The organism is Campylobacter sp. JMF_04 NA10, from assembly GCF_027737655.1.
Taxonomy (GTDB): Bacteria; Campylobacterota; Campylobacteria; order Campylobacterales; family Campylobacteraceae; genus Campylobacter_B.
In genome coordinates, this window is the sequence record NZ_JAOVTZ010000005.1 from 67,458 (window position 1) to 84,549 (window position 17,092).

Annotated in this window: 18 protein-coding genes; 10 read left to right on the forward strand and 8 right to left on the reverse strand. The window is 41.8% G+C overall.

Annotated features, from left to right (window positions below):
- From pyrH to OFO12_RS07130, 8 genes are read left to right on the forward strand one after another with little or no spacing between them, the layout of a single operon-like run.
- Entirely contained in the window at nt 1-720 is a 720-nt protein-coding gene (gene pyrH / locus OFO12_RS07095; RefSeq protein WP_270859276.1) for a UMP kinase, read from the forward strand.
- A gap of 13 nt (nt 721-733) precedes the next feature.
- Complete coding sequence (locus OFO12_RS07100; RefSeq protein ID WP_270859275.1) at nt 734-952, forward strand: DNA-directed RNA polymerase subunit omega; 219 nt, start codon at nt 734-736, stop codon at nt 950-952.
- Nucleotides 930-3,122, forward strand: coding sequence for a RelA/SpoT family protein (locus OFO12_RS07105; RefSeq protein ID WP_270859274.1), 2,193 nt, complete (start codon nt 930-932; stop codon nt 3,120-3,122). Before OFO12_RS07100 ends, OFO12_RS07105 begins: the two co-directional genes overlap by 23 nt.
- A 15-nt stretch (nt 3,123-3,137) precedes the next feature.
- Nucleotides 3,138-4,343, forward strand: coding sequence for a tyrosine--tRNA ligase (tyrS, locus tag OFO12_RS07110; RefSeq protein ID WP_270859273.1), 1,206 nt, complete (start codon nt 3,138-3,140; stop codon nt 4,341-4,343).
- Nucleotides 4,343-5,431 carry a nitronate monooxygenase gene (locus OFO12_RS07115; protein WP_270869988.1) on the forward strand — a complete coding sequence of 363 codons (1,089 nt, stop codon included), beginning with the start codon at nt 4,343-4,345 and terminating at the stop codon, nt 5,429-5,431. Before tyrS ends, OFO12_RS07115 begins: the two co-directional genes overlap by 1 nt.
- Nucleotides 5,415-6,893: an N-acetylmuramoyl-L-alanine amidase gene (locus tag OFO12_RS07120; protein ID WP_270869989.1), complete on the forward strand. Its 1,479-nt coding sequence runs from the start codon at nt 5,415-5,417 to the stop codon at nt 6,891-6,893. The genes OFO12_RS07115 and OFO12_RS07120 overlap by 17 nt, the downstream gene beginning before the upstream one ends.
- Nucleotides 6,893-8,854: an FAD-dependent 5-carboxymethylaminomethyl-2-thiouridine(34) oxidoreductase MnmC gene (mnmC, locus tag OFO12_RS07125; RefSeq protein WP_270869990.1), complete on the forward strand. Its 1,962-nt coding sequence runs from the start codon at nt 6,893-6,895 to the stop codon at nt 8,852-8,854. Before OFO12_RS07120 ends, mnmC begins: the two co-directional genes overlap by 1 nt.
- Nucleotides 8,851-9,210, forward strand: coding sequence for a hypothetical protein (locus OFO12_RS07130; protein ID WP_270869991.1), 360 nt, complete (start codon nt 8,851-8,853; stop codon nt 9,208-9,210). The genes mnmC and OFO12_RS07130 overlap by 4 nt, the downstream gene beginning before the upstream one ends.
- A 12-nt stretch (nt 9,211-9,222) precedes the next feature.
- Here OFO12_RS07130 and OFO12_RS07135 read toward each other — a convergent pair whose 3' ends face one another.
- The 5 genes from OFO12_RS07135 to OFO12_RS07155 all read right to left on the reverse strand — a co-directional run bounded on the left by OFO12_RS07135 (nt 9,223) and on the right by OFO12_RS07155 (nt 12,966).
- On the reverse strand, nt 9,223-9,360 hold the full coding sequence (locus tag OFO12_RS07135; RefSeq protein ID WP_270869992.1) for a hypothetical protein: 138 nt from the start codon (nt 9,358-9,360) through the stop codon (nt 9,223-9,225).
- 63 nt (nt 9,361-9,423) lie between these two features.
- Nucleotides 9,424-10,221: a hypothetical protein gene (locus OFO12_RS07140; RefSeq protein WP_270869993.1), complete on the reverse strand. Its 798-nt coding sequence runs from the start codon at nt 10,219-10,221 to the stop codon at nt 9,424-9,426.
- 10 nt (nt 10,222-10,231) lie between these two features.
- Nucleotides 10,232-10,393 (reverse strand): hypothetical protein, encoded by a 162-nt coding sequence (locus OFO12_RS07145; RefSeq protein WP_270869994.1) that lies wholly within the window; start codon nt 10,391-10,393, stop codon nt 10,232-10,234.
- Between the two features lie 124 nt (nt 10,394-10,517).
- Nucleotides 10,518-12,185, reverse strand: coding sequence for a formate--tetrahydrofolate ligase (locus tag OFO12_RS07150; RefSeq protein ID WP_270869995.1), 1,668 nt, complete (start codon nt 12,183-12,185; stop codon nt 10,518-10,520).
- 22 nt (nt 12,186-12,207) lie between these two features.
- Nucleotides 12,208-12,966 (reverse strand): exodeoxyribonuclease III, encoded by a 759-nt coding sequence (locus OFO12_RS07155; RefSeq protein ID WP_270869996.1) that lies wholly within the window; start codon nt 12,964-12,966, stop codon nt 12,208-12,210.
- 70 nt (nt 12,967-13,036) lie between these two features.
- Between OFO12_RS07155 and OFO12_RS07160 the strand changes: the two genes are divergently transcribed.
- Nucleotides 13,037-13,402, forward strand: a complete 366-nt coding sequence (locus OFO12_RS07160; protein ID WP_270869997.1) for a diacylglycerol kinase — start codon at nt 13,037-13,039, stop codon at nt 13,400-13,402.
- Between the two features lie 16 nt (nt 13,403-13,418).
- Here the strand turns inward: OFO12_RS07160 and OFO12_RS07165 are convergent, their stop codons facing one another.
- Entirely contained in the window at nt 13,419-14,108 is a 690-nt protein-coding gene (locus tag OFO12_RS07165; RefSeq protein WP_270869998.1) for a hypothetical protein, read from the reverse strand.
- Nucleotides 14,109-14,281: 173 nt separating this feature from the next.
- The gene (locus OFO12_RS07170; RefSeq protein ID WP_270869999.1) at nt 14,282-14,899 is read right to left on the reverse strand and encodes an MBL fold metallo-hydrolase; all 618 of its coding nucleotides are present in this window, start codon (nt 14,897-14,899) and stop codon (nt 14,282-14,284) included.
- 133 nt (nt 14,900-15,032) lie between these two features.
- Here OFO12_RS07170 and aqpZ point away from each other — a divergent pair, with 133 nt between their 5' ends.
- Nucleotides 15,033-15,707, forward strand: a complete 675-nt coding sequence (aqpZ, locus tag OFO12_RS07175) for an aquaporin Z (protein ID WP_270870000.1) — start codon at nt 15,033-15,035, stop codon at nt 15,705-15,707.
- 649 nt (nt 15,708-16,356) lie between these two features.
- On the opposite strand, the gene OFO12_RS07180 is transcribed toward aqpZ, so the two are convergent.
- The gene (locus OFO12_RS07180; RefSeq protein WP_270870001.1) at nt 16,357-17,070 is read right to left on the reverse strand and encodes a metallophosphoesterase; all 714 of its coding nucleotides are present in this window, start codon (nt 17,068-17,070) and stop codon (nt 16,357-16,359) included.
- Between the last annotated feature and the right edge of the window lie 22 nt (nt 17,071-17,092).

Below are 17,092 nucleotides of genomic sequence, written 5' to 3' on the forward strand. Positions count from 1 at the left end.
ATGGCAAAATTTAATCGTGTGCTCGTTAAATTTTCAGGCGAGGCACTGGCTGGAAAAGATGGTTTTGGAATAGATAGTGAAATTTTAAAATTTATAGCCAGAGAGATTAAACAGCTCGTCGATAACGGTATCGAGGTAGGTATCGTAATCGGTGGCGGAAACATAATCAGAGGCGTAAGCGCGGCAGCTGGCGGTATCATCAAACGCACAAGTGGCGATCACATGGGCATGCTAGCAACCGTAATCAACGCAATCGCTATGCGCGAGGCACTCGAATACAACGGCATAGATGTGCGCGTGCAAAGCGCGATAAAAATGGAAGCGATCTGCGAAACCTTCATCATCGGCAGAGCCAAAAGACATTTGGAGAAAAAACGGGTCGTAATCTTTGCAGCAGGCACTGGAAATCCATTTTTTACCACAGATACAGCTGGCACCTTGCGCGCGGTCGAAATCAGCGCAGACGCGATTATCAAAGCGACAAAGGTAAATGGAATTTATGACAAAGATCCACATAAATTCGATGATGCAGTGCTTTTAAATACCATTACCTACGATCAAGCCTTGCACGATAATATCAAGGTCATGGACGATACTGCAATCGCCCTAGCCAAAGACAATAAGCTTCCAATCATCGTATGCAATATGTTTGAGAGCGGAAATTTACACAAAATCATCAATAACGGCGATTTAAGCCAATGTTCAATCGTAAAAAACTAAAAAAGGAGAATTAATGAGAACAGAACAAATCATAGCAAAAGCGTTGAAAGTCACAGGAGGCGATCGCTACAAGCTATCACTAATGACTACTAAACGCACAGAAGAACTTGCAGCTGGTGCAACTCCACTTGTAGAAAATATAGATACTCGCAATATGAAATTTGCAGATATTGCGATTTTAGAATTAGCAGAAGGTAAGATTACCCTAGATGGAATCATTGACAAGGATTAGTGACGGCTATTTAGAAAGCCTTATCGAAGATATTGTCGAAACAAAAGAGATCGAGGACGCCAAACGGCTACTTTATAGCCTAAAAGAGCCGACCCCGCTACTTGTAGATGCGATAAATTTATGTGTTACGCAGCATGAGGGTCAGTTTCGCAAAAGTGGCGAGCCATACGCAATCCACCCGATTTTGGTAGCGTGTTTTGTCGCATTTATGGGCGGTGATGACGCTATGGTCATTTCTGCGCTTTTGCACGATGTGGTCGAGGATACGGATTTTAGCACCGAGCAAGTCGGGGATAGATTTGGCGAAGATGTCGCAAAAATCGTAGAGGGTATGACAAAAATCGTAAATATCCGCGAGGATAAACTAGCCCCTTCTGGCGATAAAAATGCCAAGCTTCGCACCACAGCTCTGACATTTCGCAAAATGCTAATGATCTCTATCGAAGATCAGCGCGTTTTGGTGGTCAAACTCTGCGATAGGCTCCATAATATGCTAACCCTAGAAGCACTCCGCCCAGATAAGCAAAAACGCATAGGCGAAGAGACGCTTTTAGTTTATGCGCCAATCGCGCACAGGCTTGGAATTTCATCGATTAAAAATATCTTAGAAGATTTGAGCTTTAAATATGTAATGCCAAAAGAATACGCCACAATCGCAAACTATGTCGAAGAGCACAAACAACAGCTCCAAATAAATTTAAGCAAATTTAGCGAAACGATTAGCGAGTATCTGCTTACAAACGGATTTAGCGAAAACAGCTTTGAAATTCAAAAGCGTATGAAGCATTACTATTCAATTTACCTAAAAATGCAAAGAAAGGGCATTTCGATTGAAGAGGTTTTGGATTTGCTAGCTATCCGCATAATCGTGCAAAAGCCGATGGATTGCTACCTAGCACTTGGCGTAATCCATACCAAATTTAACCCCTTAATTTCGCGCTTTAAAGACTATATCGCCCTACCTAAACAAAACGGCTACCAGACGATTCACACTACCGTTTTTAACGACAGCATGATAGTCGAGGTCCAAATCCGCACCACAGAGATGCACAACACAGCCGAGCTTGGCGTGGCTGCGCACTGGAAATACAAATACTCTGGCTCGCTAAATCCTAAGCTTGATTGGATTAGCGATATTGGCTTGCAAGAAGCTGACGATTCAAACGCCGATGATTTATACGAATATGCCAAAGATAGCCTATATATCGAGGATATCGCAGTGTATTCGCCAAAGGGTGGAATTTTCACGCTCCCACGCGGGGCAACTGCGCTTGATTACGCTTATGAAATACACTCACAAGTCGGTCTCAAAGCCGTCGAAGCCTTTGTCAATCGTATAAAAGTGCCACTTTTAACCGAGCTTCAAAACGGCGATATCGTCCATATCATCACAGGAAACAACCCACACTATCGTTGTAGCTGGCTAAATTCTGTCAAAACAGGCAAGGCAAGAGCCACAATCAAGGCATTTTGCAAACAAAAAATTCGCGATGTAAATCAAGAAGTAGCGATTAAAATTTTAAGTGCGATTTTCGCCACGACCGAAGAGAGCGTAATAAACTGGGTAGAAAAAGAAAATTTAATCAAAAAAGTCGGCAAAGCAAGCTACGATTCGGTATTTTTGAAAGATGTCGTAAATGCGCTGAAAAAATACCCGCTCAAAGAGAAGCTTTTCAATATGAAATTCCGCGATAAATACAGCGTCGAAAAGCAAAAATTCGACAATATCGTGGTGTATTCAAACTACAAAATCAACGAAGTAGAGTTTGATTACTGCTGTAATCCTAAGCGCGGGGACGATATCATCGGATTTCGCAACGGACATAATGTCACGGTTCATCACAAGCTTTGCGAAAGAGCGGCAAATTTAATGAAAAGCGATGAGATGATTTTTGTCAAATGGACGCGAAACGCGCCACACAGGTATAAAATCATACTAAATATCGAAAACAAACGGGGCTCACTGGCTGAGTTTTTAACATATTTGGCTAAACTAAGCGTCGATTTAGTTTCGATAAATTTGAACGAAAACAACGAAGCTGTGTCTGATTTTTTCGAAATCATTATAGAATTAAACGAAAATTTAGACCACACTTATATCAAAGACAGATTAAAAAATAGATATAAAATCGCTGATTTTATATCATTAGATGATGTGTATAAAAACTAATAAAAGGGAGAATAAATGGCTGACATTAAAGATATAATGGCAAATTTCAAACGCGGAGTAAGCGAGATAATAGGCGAAGAGCAAATCGAGGCTTTGATTACTAAATTTTACGAGAGTGGCGAAACATTTTTGGTAAAAATCGGCATGGATCCGACTGCGCCAGATCTGCACCTAGGACACACTGTCGTGCTAAACAAACTCGCATTTTTGCAACAACACGGCGCAATCGTGCAGTTTTTGATCGGTGATTTCACAGCTCAAATCGGCGATCCAACAGGCAAAAGCGAAACTAGAAAAAAACTTCCTCACCATGTCGTAATGCAAAATGCCAAAACCTACGAAGAGCAAGTTTTTAAAATTTTAGACCCAGAAAAAACAAAGGTAATGTTCAACTCCGAATGGACAAATCGCTTAGGTGCTAGCGGTGTAATCGAGCTATCAAGCACATTTAATGTAGCCAGAATGCTAGAAAGAGACGATTTCGAGAAACGCTACAAGGCCGAAATGCCAATTAGCATTAGCGAATTTTTATACCCGCTTTTGCAGGGTTATGATAGCGTATGTATGAAATGCGATATCGAATTTGGCGGCACTGATCAAAAATTTAACCTTCTTATGGGTCGCCAACTCCAAAGAGTTTATAATGTAGGCAAAGAACAAGCCGTCGTTATGATGCCACTTCTTGTAGGCACTGACGGGGTAAATAAAATGAGCAAGAGCCTAGGCAATTATATCGGCGTAACAGACGCTCCAAACGATATGTATGGCAAGGTAATGAGTATCAGCGATGATTTGATGTGGGATTGGTATAATCTACTATCGCAAAAAAGCAACGAAGATATCGCACTAATCAAACAATTCGTAGCAGACGAAGCTGTGCATCCAAAAGCCGTAAAAGAGGAGCTTGCCACAGAAATCGTTACGAGATTTTACGACGAGGATGTCGCATTAGAGGCAAAAGAGGAATTCGATAGAGTTCATGGCGGAAACGAGCTTCCAGCAGAAATCCCTGAATTTAGCGTTTCAGCGCCAGCATGGATTGTAAAGGCTCTACTTATTTGCAAGCTAGCCACTTCTAGTTCGGACGCAAGACGCCTAATCAAATCAAACGCCGTCAGCGTCGATCAGACCAAAATTTCAGACGAGCAACTCCAACTAAGTGCTGGCGAATACACCTTACAAGTAGGAAAGAAAAAATTTGCTAAATTAAAGGTAAGATAATGAGCGTTAAAATCGGCAAATACGAGATCAAACACCCTATTATCCAAGGCGGAATGGGGCTAGGGATTAGCTGGGACAAGCTAGCTGGAAATGTCAGCTTAAATGGCGGTTTGGGCGTGATTAGCTCGGTAGGGACTGGATATTATGATGACCTGAAATTTTCGGAAAAGTGTATCCACGATAGACCATTTTCTTCGCTAAATTTTTATAACAAAAAAGCTCTTACTCAAATCGTAAAAAACGCTCGCAAAATCTGTGGCGACGCACCACTAGCGATGAATATCATGTGCGCGGCTAATGATTATGAGCGCATTGTAAAGGATTCTTGCGAAGCTGGGATAAATATCATCATCAGCGGGGCTGGACTTCCTACGAATTTGCCTGAATTTACCGCTGATTTCCCAGATGTCGCGCTTATGCCTATCGTTTCATCTGCCAAGGCTCTAAAAATCATAGCCAAGCGTTGGAGCGGTAGATACAACCGCCTACCTGATGGTGTCGTGCTAGAAGGCCCACTAAGTGGCGGTCATCAGGGCTTTACCTACGAGCAATGCACTGACCCAGAGTATCAGCTAGAAAAATTAATCCCACAAGTAAGAGCCGAAATCGATAGCTGGGGCGAATTCCCGCTATTTGCAGCAGGCGGAATTTGGGATAAATCTGACATAGATCGCGCCAAAAGCCTAGGCGCAAACGGCGTTCAAATGGGCACTAGATTTATCGGCACATTTGAGTGCGACGCCCACGAGAAATTTAAAGAAGTCTTACTAAAAGCCACAAAAGAAGATATCAAACTTCTAAAATCCCCAGTAGGCTACCCTGCGCGCGGAATTCATACAAATTTGCAAGATATGATTGTCGCTGGAAGCGCACCGAAAATTTCATGCGTTAGCAACTGTGTGGCACCTTGTGAGCGTGGCAAAGGAGCCAAACTCGTAGGATACTGCATAGCAGATCGCCTAAGCGATGCTTATCTTGGCAGACAAGAGAGCGGGCTGTTTTTCACAGGCGCGAACGGCTGGAAGCTAAATGAAATCATTTCTGTAAAAGAATTAATGGAAAAACTCGTAAATGGCGAAGATAGTTAAAATTTTATGCGCTATTGTTTTTAGCGTAAGTTTCGCATTTGGCGCGAACGCTAGTAGCGTTTTTGCGAATTTTGACAAAAACTATGTCAGTGCTAGCAAAACCGCGAAAAAAGAGCTTCACAGCGAGCTTAAAAAAATTTATTCCGCCACTTCAAATAAAGATAAAAAAACCAAAATCAGCGTCCTAAAACGGCTAACTTATAGTAGCGAGGTGCTGGGGTATTCAAACTACTCTGTGTATAAATCCGAGCTAGAAAAACTAGGCGCCAAGGCCGATTACAAGCCATCTATCACGGACGCTAAAAAAACTTTAAGCAAGGCTGATTTGGAGTTTTTAAACTCAGGTAAAATCACGCCAAATAGCACGAAAATCGACAAATCAAAACCTTTGATTTTGCAATCAATAAGTAGCGATGAAAACAGCGTCAGGGTTAAATTTAACAGAAATTTAGACCATAGCGAGTATAAAAATTTCGTAATTAACAAAGATAAAGTTTATCGCTATGTTTTGGACTTTAATGCCAAAAACAGCTCGCACGCCACGAGATTAACGGGCAGTTTCGTAGATGAAGTTCGCACTTCGCAGTATAACGACAAAATCGCCCGTGTCGTGCTAAATCACAACCAAAAATTTAACCCAAAGATTGAAATTTTTGGCAATGAGTTAATCATCGCCAAAGCGGGGGCTAAAATCGCTATGCCAGCGCAAACTAGCACAAAAGCTACTCAGGTAAATTCAGCCAAAAGCGAAGCAAGTGCCACAAATAAAATTTACAAATCTACAAAAGGCAAACTAATCGTCATAGACCCAGGCCATGGTGGCAAAGATAGTGGCGCTATCGGAAATGGTTTAAAGGAAAAAACTATTGTTCTTGCAACCTCCAAAAAGCTTGGCGCACTGCTTCAAAAACGCGGTTACAAGGTGCTTTATACCAGAAGCAATGATGTATTTATCAACCTCAAATCCCGCACAGCTTTTGCTAACAAAAAAAATGCCGATATGTTTATCTCAGTGCATGCAAACGCCGCGCCAAACGCCAAACAAGCGCCAAATTTCAGTGGCGTAGAGACATTTTTTTTAAGCCCAGCCAAATCAGAGCGTAGCAAAAATGTCGCAGCATTTGAAAACCAAGGCGACATGGAGGATATGAACGCCTTTTCGCAAGAGACATTTTTAAATTTCTTAAATAGAGAAAAGATAATCGCATCAAACAAGCTTGCAATCGATATCCAAAGCTATATGTTAAATTCCGTCCGAAAAAGTTACAAAAGCAAAGACGGCGGTGTCAGAGAGGGGCCGTTTTGGGTGCTAGTGGGGGCTACAATGCCAGCTGTGCTCGTAGAAATGGGCTATATCTCACACCCAAGCGAGGGCAAAAACCTAGGCACCTCTGCATACCAAGACCGCATAGCCCAAGGTATCGCAAACGGCGTAGATGCGTATTTTCAAAAGAATAAGTGATGAAATTTATCAACGATGCACCATTTAGTGAAATTTACGAGGATTTTTATTTTAATTTCAAAAATCCTCTTGGCGAGAGTGAATATGTCTTTATAAGCGCGCTAGATTCGGTGTTTGCGAGCAATGCGCCTATCATCGTGGGCGAGCTAGGATTTGGCGTGGGGCGCAACTTTTTGCTCTGCGCAAAAAAGGCGCTTAAATTTAACAAACGCCTACACTTTGTCTCAATCGAAAAAAATCCGCTTAGCAAGGACGAATTAGCCCAAATTTGGGCGAAATTTGGCGAACTTCAAAATTTAGCCAAAATTTTAATCAAAAAACTACCGCCTCTTACCAAGGGAATCCACCGCATAAATTTTTCCAAAAAAATCACGCTTGATCTTTGCATTGGCGAGGCTAGCGAGCTAATCAACGAACTTGATTTCAAGGCCGATGCGTGGTTTTTAGACGGATTTTCACCTGCGAAAAACGAAACCATTTGGAGCAAAGAGATTTTTGCTGCCCTTACGCCACTTTGCAAAAAGGGCGCGATTTTAGCGACATACACAAGCGCTGGCTGGGTGGCAAAATCACTGCGCGAGGCAGGGTTTTTCGTCGAGAAAACAGACGGATTCGACACCAAACGCCACATGATTAGGGCGAAATTTTTGCGCGAAGATGATGAAGTAGAGAATTTTTATTTTGCCAGAAAGCACCCAGAAATTTTGCCAATCGAGTTTTCAAATTTCGCCGATTTATCCGCCACGCACTGCCTATACGACCCTAATTCATACGACGAAAACACCGCACCGCAGGCGCAAACCCCCACAGCGATTGTCGTGGGAGCAGGAATTGCTGGGCTTTGCACGGCTTTTAAGCTTAAAAAGGCAGGTTTTAGCGTCAGCGTGATAGATAAAAGAAGCGAAGCTGGGCTAAATGGCAGCGGGAATTTCACAGGTGTGTGCGCCCCGCTAATCACCAAAGAGAGCGTGAAGCTTGGAGAAATGCACATACACGCATTTGATTTGGCTCTTAGCTTTTATGCCAAACACGCTCCCAAAAAGCTAGCTAGCCTGCTTGGGGCGCAGGATTTTGCCTATGATAGCGAGCTTTTAGCAAGGTATCAAAGCGCAGGAAACCCTGAAATTTACGAATTTAAAGCCCACTCAAAACCATATCCAAGCATAATGATAAAAAACGCCGTCCTAGCCCACCCGCACAAGCTCTGCAAACATTTCGCCAAAAAACTCGGCGTCAAATTTAACCACGAAATGCTAAATTTCAAAAAGCAAAATGAGAAATTCGAAGTGATTTTAAAAGACCGCGCAAGCCTATTTTGCGATATTTTAGTCCTTTGCGCAGGAAGCGAGAGCGAGGAGTTTTTCGGTCGCGGCGCAGTATCACAAGATGCCAAATTTAACCTAGATCCTAGCGTGCAAATCAGCTCCGTGCGCGGACAAACCACGCTAATTCGCCCGCTAATCAAAACCAAATTTCCACTCAGTGCCTCTGGCTACATCTGCCCAGCCGTGGGCAAAAAGCAACTCATCGGCGCGACTTACGATAGGAAGTGCTACCACGACGAAGCAAGGGCAATCGACGATGTCAAAAATCTAGAAAGCGTTGGCGAGTTTTTGAGCAAAAAAGCCAAAATCATCGGCTCTAAGGTCGGATACAGGGGATATAGTGGCGATAGATTTCCGCTAATTGGCCCAGTGTGCGAGCCAGAAAGTCTGGCGCGAGATTTCAAGGATTTGCCATGGAGCAAAAACAAAAAATCCGCCAGACGCGCCAAATTTATCCCAAATTTATATCTTAACACAGCGCACGGCGCACACGGGCTAAGCACCGCAGTTTTGGGCGCAGAGCTTATATGCGATTATGCGCTTTCGCGCCCGCTTTGCGTGCCACGCTCGATCGCAAACGAGCTAATGCCATCGCGCTTTTTGATTCGCAAACTCAAAAAAGGACTTATCAAATGAAAAAACTAATCCTAATAATTCTAATCCTTTTTGCCCTCGGCGCGCTCGCACTTTACGGCATTTCGAGGACAAATCCAAATTTGTTTGCCGAGATTAAAATTTTAGCTATTTTGCTAAATACCGCGCTTTTTGCCATTGCGCTTGTGATAATCGCAATCAAAGAAAAGGACGCCGTGCGCTTCCCATTTCTCACGGCTGTGGTTTTGGCGCTGTTTTCTGGGCTCATAAACGGCGCAATAATCTTTAAAAACCGCTACTATATCATCGCAACGGCGGTTTTGTTTATCGTTTTTGTGCTCTATTTGCAAATCAAACACCGCAGATTTTCAAATAAAATTTACAAAACCGAAGAATAGGTAAATTTTAATTTAGAAATAAATTTTGATAAATTTTAAATTTGGCGAATTTGAAATTTTAAAATTTCCCCATTTCGCTGGCGCAACCCCCAAACCCTGCCCCGAAATTTCGTATTGTAAAAAAGGTGTTTTTGGCGCATGATTTGTCATTGCGAGCGCGCACCGCGCGCGTGGCAATCTACGAGTAAAAAATTTCTACCGCTAAATTTGCTGTCATTGCAAATACACCTTTTTAAAAAAAATATTTATTAGTTCTTGATTGCATTGATTAAAATCAGTAGTATTATTTGAATTGCAAAAAACTGAGCTAGAACGCTGTTCTTCGCCAAATACTTTTATGACTATTTCTCCTAGCCAAGAGTGAAAATTTTGATAAATATAAACACTATTTGCTAAAATTTTATTAGAATTTCTGTCTTTGAAAAAGCCAGTGTAATAGTATTTTATATTAAAAAAATTTTCAATAAAATTTGTTTGTATGTTTGGCTGTTCTACGCATATATTATTTTTTTGATAACCAAAATTGTAACATTGTTTAAACTCAATTTTCGAAAGTTCGCTTACATAAATTTCTTTTCTAGCCACACAATTTTTATTAAACAAATTTTGAAATTTTGGCTTAACTGATTTTGCCGATAAAAAGCAGTTTTGAGAATTTTCATCTGCCAAATAAATTCTAAAATATTTCCCGTTTGTTGTTTGGTTTAAATCATTTATCTCTTTATAATCTATATAATCAACATTTTTTGATACAACTAAATTTTCAAAATTTATGTCATAATCATTTAATTCTAACCAAACAGCATTTGATCCAAGCAAAGGAAATCTTATAGGATTAAATTCCTCATTTATTTTTGCTTCGCCCATATAGTAACTATTTATTTGCGATTTTTCATAAATATTTATTTTTGCTTTTTTGTATCCGTAATAATGGAAAACCACCGAAATAATTATTAAGTCGCCAAAAAATATAAGAAACAATACAGCAAATATTTTAATAAATTTTTTCATATTAAAGTCCTCACTCACACTTCTTACTCTGCTCTGCGATTAGGCTGAGTTTTTTAAGCGCGAAATTTGATTTTAGTATGTGAGCTTGTAGCTCTGATTTTGCTTTTCTGCCCTGCGCCTCGTCCTGACCTGCCCTGCTTCGCACACCACCGCGCGCTCGAAATGAGAGCAAATTTAGCGTAAGGAATTTTAAAGTCGTAGATTGGCGCGCGCGGTATGCACTCGAAATGACAGCAAAGTTGCAAACTCTAAATTTTAAATTTCGGGGCAGTGTTTAAAAAGCCTTCGCTAGCGGGTTATGATAACCCGCTAATTACGCCATCATCGCTGATTTTCATATCCAGCGCGCTAGGGTGTTTGGAAAGTCCCGGCATTAGCATGATTTTGCCAGCCACAGCCACGATAAACTTAGCCCCCGTGCGAATCTGCAAGTCTTTGACCCGCAGACTAAACCCACACGCGCGACCCAGCGCCTTTTCATCGTCGCTGAAACTATACTGCGTCTTGGCGATACACACATCATAATTTTCAAGCCCAAGCGCGCGAATTTGCTCCAACGCCCCAAGTGCTAGATCTTCGAAAACAACCTCTTTTGCGCCGTAAATTTTGGTGGCGATTTTTTCAATTTTTGTTTTTATATCATCGGTTTTATCGTAAGTGTGGTTGATATTTTTTAGGATTTTGCACTCGGCAAGGACGAGTTTTGCCAAATCAACAGCCCCAGCTGAACCTTTGGCGAAATTCTCGCAAAGCGCCATTTTGACACTGCGCGCGGTGCAGTAGTTGCGCACAAACTCAATCTCCTCATCGCTATCGAAGCTAAATTTATTCAATGCGACAATCGGATTTAGACCGAAATTTTGCAAAATTTCAATATGCCCGCCTAAATTTTCGATTCCCACCATAAGCGCTTCTAAATTTGACTTAGTGATTTCGTCTTTGGCTGCGCCGCCATTGTATTTGAGCGAGCGAATCGTAGCCACCAAAACCACCGCATCAGGGGCGATACCTGCGCGCGGACATTTGATATCGATGAATTTTTGCGCGCCAAGCTCGGAGCCAAATCCAGCCTCTGTCACGACAAAATCAGCTAGGCTCATCGCCGTTTTTGTAGCGATTATCGAGTTGCACCCATGAGCGATATTGGCAAACGGTCCCCCATGCACGAAAGTGGGCGTATGCTCGATACTTTGGAATAAATTTGGCTTAATCGCCTCTTTTAAAAGCACGCTCACAGCCTGCTCGCAACCCAAATCCCGCACGAAAATCGGCTTGTCATCTTCATCGTAAGCCACCATGATATTTGCGATATTTTCCTTCAAATCTGCCAAATTTTTCGACAAGCACAAAATCGCCATAATCTCGCTAGCAGCGGTGATATTAAAGCCGTCTTTGCGCTCTACACCGTCAAATTTGCCGCCTTGTCCCACGGTGATTTGACGCAGTGCGCGATCGTTCATATCCATGCAACGCTTCCAAAGCACGGTTTTGATTTTTAGCGGATTTCCTTGATAAATCGAATTATCAATAATCGCGCTGATTAGGTTGTTTGCGCTAGTAATGGCGTGAAAATCGCCAGTAAAATGCAAATTTAGCTCCTCCATGGGTGCTAGTTGCGAGTATCCACCACCTGCTGCGCCACCTTTTATGCCAAATACTGGACCCAAAGAGGGCTCACGAAGTGCCAAAGCCACGCTTTTGCCTAGTGATTTTATCGCGTCGGCTAGCCCGATCGAGGTCGTGGTTTTGCCCTCGCCATAAGGAGTTGGACTAATGGCAGTAACTAAAATCAACTTTGCGCCCTGCGCGCCTTTTTCGCCGTGCGTGCTATACTCGCGCCCTGGAATTTTTGCCTTATAAAATCCATAAGGCTCGATTTCATCTTTTTTCAGACCTAGTTTTTTACCGATTTTTGTGATTTTTTTAAGCTTCGCATTGTGTGTAATTTCGATATCGCTTAACATTTTTTCCCCTTAAATTTAAATTTTACAAATCAATCTCAATGCCGATTGGGCAGTGGTCGCTACCTGTGATATCAGCGCGGATAAAGGCGTCTTTGAGGCGCGAACGCAAATTTTGCGAGATAAAAAAATAATCAATCCGCCAGCCGACATTTTTAGCGCGTGCATTGAAGCGGTAGCTCCACCACGAATACGCCCCAGCCTCATCGCCATGAATTTCGCGGAAAGTATCGATAAATCCGTGATTTATCACCTCATCGATCCACGCCCGCTCGATAGGCAAAAAGCCAGAAATTTTCGAATTTGACTTTGGATTTGCTAAATCAATTTCTCTGTGAGCGGTATTGACATCGCCACAAAATATCACGCCAAGCCCCTGCGCGACCAACTCGTCGATATAGCGCAAAAAATCGGCGTAAAATTTCATCTTATAAGCTAGACGCTCATCGTCCTTTTGGCCGTTTGGAAAGTAGATATTTAGTAGCACCACATCGCCAAATCTATGCTCCAAAACCCGCCCCTCATCGTCGCTAGCGAAGTTGCATTTGCTAACCTTACTAGCAAATTTAGCTAGGCTTGCCACGCCAGAATACCCGGCGCGCGTAGCTGAGTTTGTATCGATCTGCGAAAATCCCAGCTCATAAAGCTCTTTTGGGATATTTTCTGCGCTCGCTTTTATCTCTTGCAAGCCCAAAAAATCGGGCTTTTCATCGTCCAGCCACGCAAATGCGCCCTTGCCAAGCACGGCTCTAAGCCCATTTACATTCCAGCTCATTAGCTTCATTTTTACCCTTTAATTATCAAAATTTGGCTATGATTATGCCTAAATTTAACTAAAATTTAAAAGGAAAAAAATGAGAAATCAGCCAAAATACAAATTTTTCGCAAACTGGGGTTATGCTTTGGCAGGGCTAGCTGAAATTTGGCGTAGCGAGCGGAGTTTTCGGCTAGAAATTTTTGTTTTTGCGCCACTTTTGGTTTCGCTATTTTTTTGGAATTTTGGCTTGGTTTGGAATTTGGCTTTGGTTTTTGGCGCGGTTTTTACGCTGGCGATCGAGTGCATAAACTCATCAATCGAGCGCGTGGTTGATTTAGCAAGCCCCGATTTTCACCCGCTTGCAGGGGCTGCCAAAGATACCGCCAGCACCGCTGTAATGCTTACTCTAAGCCTAAATTTCGTCCTGTGGATATGTGCGATTTGCGGTAAAATTTTTGGCTAAACACTGCACCGAAATTTTAAAATTTAAAATTTTTTAATTTAGCAAACATATCTTCTTCGTGATTTGTTTGAATAAATTTAAGTTTTTTATCAATTTTTAATTTTTTTAATTCAAAATATTTTAATATTTCATCATATTCGTTACGATTATTTATAAAAATACACAAAAAACTTCCGTCAAAAAAATAAATAATAAAATTTTTACAGAAATTTCCAAAAATAATTTTTTGTGGAAACACAAATAAAATATTGTATATAATCGTTAAAATAAATCCTAATAAATAAAAACACAACTCTAAAATATCTGTTTTAAATAATAGCTGTGGAATTGTTTTATCTCTGTAACAATCTTTTCCAAAAATATGGAAAGTAAATAAAATATGATTGATTTTTGATATGTCGTTACTATTTTTAATAAATTCTTGGTCATAAGCTAGATATGAAATTTCATTATTCATAAATTTGTAAATTGTTTTTCCATTTTTATAAGATAAAATTGATTTGCAAAACATTACAAACAATACTATCCAAGCAACAGTAGATGATATAAAAAAGGTGTTATGTGTAATTTGACTAAATGATAAATTTGCTTTAAAAAAGCCATAAATATTTATAAAAAACAAAAAAATAAATAAAATAATGTAAGTAAAAATTTGTCTTTTGCTTTTAATAATTATTGGCTCTTTATCATAATCTCGTTTTTCCAAATTTAATCCTTTTTATAAAATTATTTTGCAAATTCGAATTCGGTCAGTATCGTTTATCCACTATACGAAATTCTGTTTTTAAATTTGTGATTTTGCAAATTTGCTATTTTGCTTTTGGCGATTGCCACGAAATGCTTCGCATTTCTTTACTTGTAAAATCAACGAAAATTTCGCTAAAACCTCGCCCTTTCTGCCCCGACGCTCGTGGGCTCTCCATGTCCCGAGTATAAAATCACCTCATCTGACAGAGTAAATATTTTGCCCTCGATACTAGCTCGAAGCTCAGCGTAATCGCCACCGGGCAAGTCAGTTCTACCCACGCCAAAACGAAAAATCAAATCCCCACAAAACGCCAAATTTTGCCCCTTACTGTAAAAGACCACGCTATCGCTCGTATGCCCTGGCGTATAAATCACAGCTAGCTCGCACGCCCCGTTAGCTAGCGCGACCCTTTCGCCATCTTTTAGGGGCGTGAAATCCTCTATGATTATCTCTTCGCCCGTGAAATTCGATAGATTGCACCTTGGCTCGCCCAGATACACGCCCGCATTTTCGTGCGCGAGTATCGGCGCACCCAAAGCCCGAGAGAGCTCGCTAGCTGCACCAATATGATCGAAATGTCCATGCGTGAGCAGGATTTTTTCGATTTTGAAATTTCTCTCTTTTATAATCCCCAAAAGCTTGTCCGCTTGCGCCCCAGGGTCGATTACAAACCCTGCCCCACTCGCCTCGTCGATAAAAAAATAGCAATTCTCGCTGATATAACCTGCCACTTCCACGCATAAAACCATGTTTGCTCCTTGAATTTCTCCAAATTTTACGCTCTTAAATTTAACCAGCCATTAAATTTAGCCAAAAATTATCCTTGATTTACCAAAATGCAGTAAAATACGCGCTTTTGCAAATTTTTTCAAAGGAGAGCTTATGAAAAAGCTTTTGGCTGAGTTTCTTGGCACATTTTGGCTAGTATTTGGCGGTTGCGGAAGCGCAATTTTCGCTGCATACAATATCGGATTTGTCGGCGTTTCAATCGCCTTTGGTTTGACCGTGCTAAGCGGTGCTTACGCATTTGGACACATTAGTGGCGGACATTTTAACCCAGCAGTTTCAGTGGGCTTGCTATGTGGCGGCAGATTTAAAGCTAGCGAGTTAGCAGGCTATGTCATCGCGCAAGTGCTAGGCGCGATAGCAGCAGGCGGTGCGCTATATCTAATCGCAAGCGGAAAGGCCGGATTTGACATCAGCGCAGGATTTGCGACCAACGGATACGGCGAGCACTCACCAAACGGATATTCAATGCTAAGCGCGCTAATCGCAGAAACCCTGCTAACTGCGTTTTTCCTAATCGTCATCATGGGAGCAACTGACAAGCGCGCACCGCAAGGCTTCGCACCGATTGCGATCGGACTAGCCCTCACACTAATCCACCTAATCTCAATCCCAGTTACAAACACCTCAGTAAATCCAGCCCGTTCAACTGGCGTGGCACTTTTCCAAGGTGGCTGGGCGCTTAGCGAGTTATGGCTGTTTTGGGTAGCGCCAATCATCGGTGGCGCAATCGGCGGAATTATCTACAAAACTTTTTTGGAAAAAGAGTAAAATTTCGCTAAATTTGGCGTAAATTTCGCCTCGCCCCTTGTGAATTTTCGCAAGGGGCTTTTTAAATTCTTTGAATTCTTAAATTTCCGCTTCGCAACTCCCAAACACTGCCCCGAAATTTTGTAAAGAAATGCGAAGCATTTCCGTAAAAATAAAATCAGCTAAATTTAAAGCGAAGCTTTAAATTTAGCCACCTTATAAAGCGTCGTCGGGGGTTGGGGGTTTGTAAGGGGGAAGGGGCGCGACCTCGCAAAATGAGCGTAGCGACGGCGACAGCCGGCATTTCTTGCGAGCGAAGCGAAGCGAAGTAATTCAAGCCCCCTTCCCCCTTACAAGAAAAGCACAGCGCAGGTTAAATTCACAAAATCGTTCAATGCAAAATTTGGGTTGAAATTTAAATTCCCTGGATTGCTTCGCTCGTTATACTCGCTCGCAATGACACGAAATTCGCGTTTTGGTAATTTTTACTCGTAGATTGCTTCGTCGCTTTGCTCCTCGCAATGACAATGGTGAGCAAAATTTACGCTTGATTTGTCATTGCGAGAATTTGCGTAGCAAATTCGAAGCAATCTACGAGTTTAAAATTTCGGGGCAGTGTTTGGGAGTTGCGAAGCGGAAATTTAAAAAGCAAATTTTAAAAATTAAAATTTTAAAAATCAATGCAATCTTGGATAAAAAGTCGCTTGGAGGGGAATTCCATAGCGCAAAGGCGGGCGTTTTTGTAACCGCGCTTTTTAAAAACACAGCCCAAATCGATATTCGCGCTGTAATCATTGATAAATGGCTCATCTTGTGGCGTGTGGCCATAGACATTGAAAATGCCCGCATTATCGGTGTAATCGTCGCGCCCGCTTAACACATGCGCCTCGAAATCGTCCTTTACCGCCACGAAATCGCGAAACTTCCACATATTTCCCACAGCCGAGTGCGAGACCACGAGAGAGCGGGAATTTTCGTCGAAAATGTCGTATTGCAAAAACACGGGCAAGTTTTGCAAATACTCTAAATGCTCGTTTAAAAGCGCGCTAAATTCGGGCGCAAAATACGATTTCATCGTATCGCTACCGCCACTTTTGGCAATCCAGTTGATATCATCGCTTGCGCCGATTACGATTTCACGGTCTCTCACGCACCTTTGCGCACTGGATTTTGCTAGCAAAAATCTGCGCTCGTGGTTTCCGCGCACGCAGTCATAGCCGTGCGAGCGCACAAACTCGATAACCTTGGCGCTCTGAGGCCCCCTATCGCACAAATCGCCCACGAAGCAAATTTTGCTATCAAATTTCGCTGGCAAACGCGCAATCAGCGCCATTAAACTCTCATAGCAACCATGCACATCGCCGATAATGTAGATATTTTGCATAAATTTACCTTTGAATTTTTAA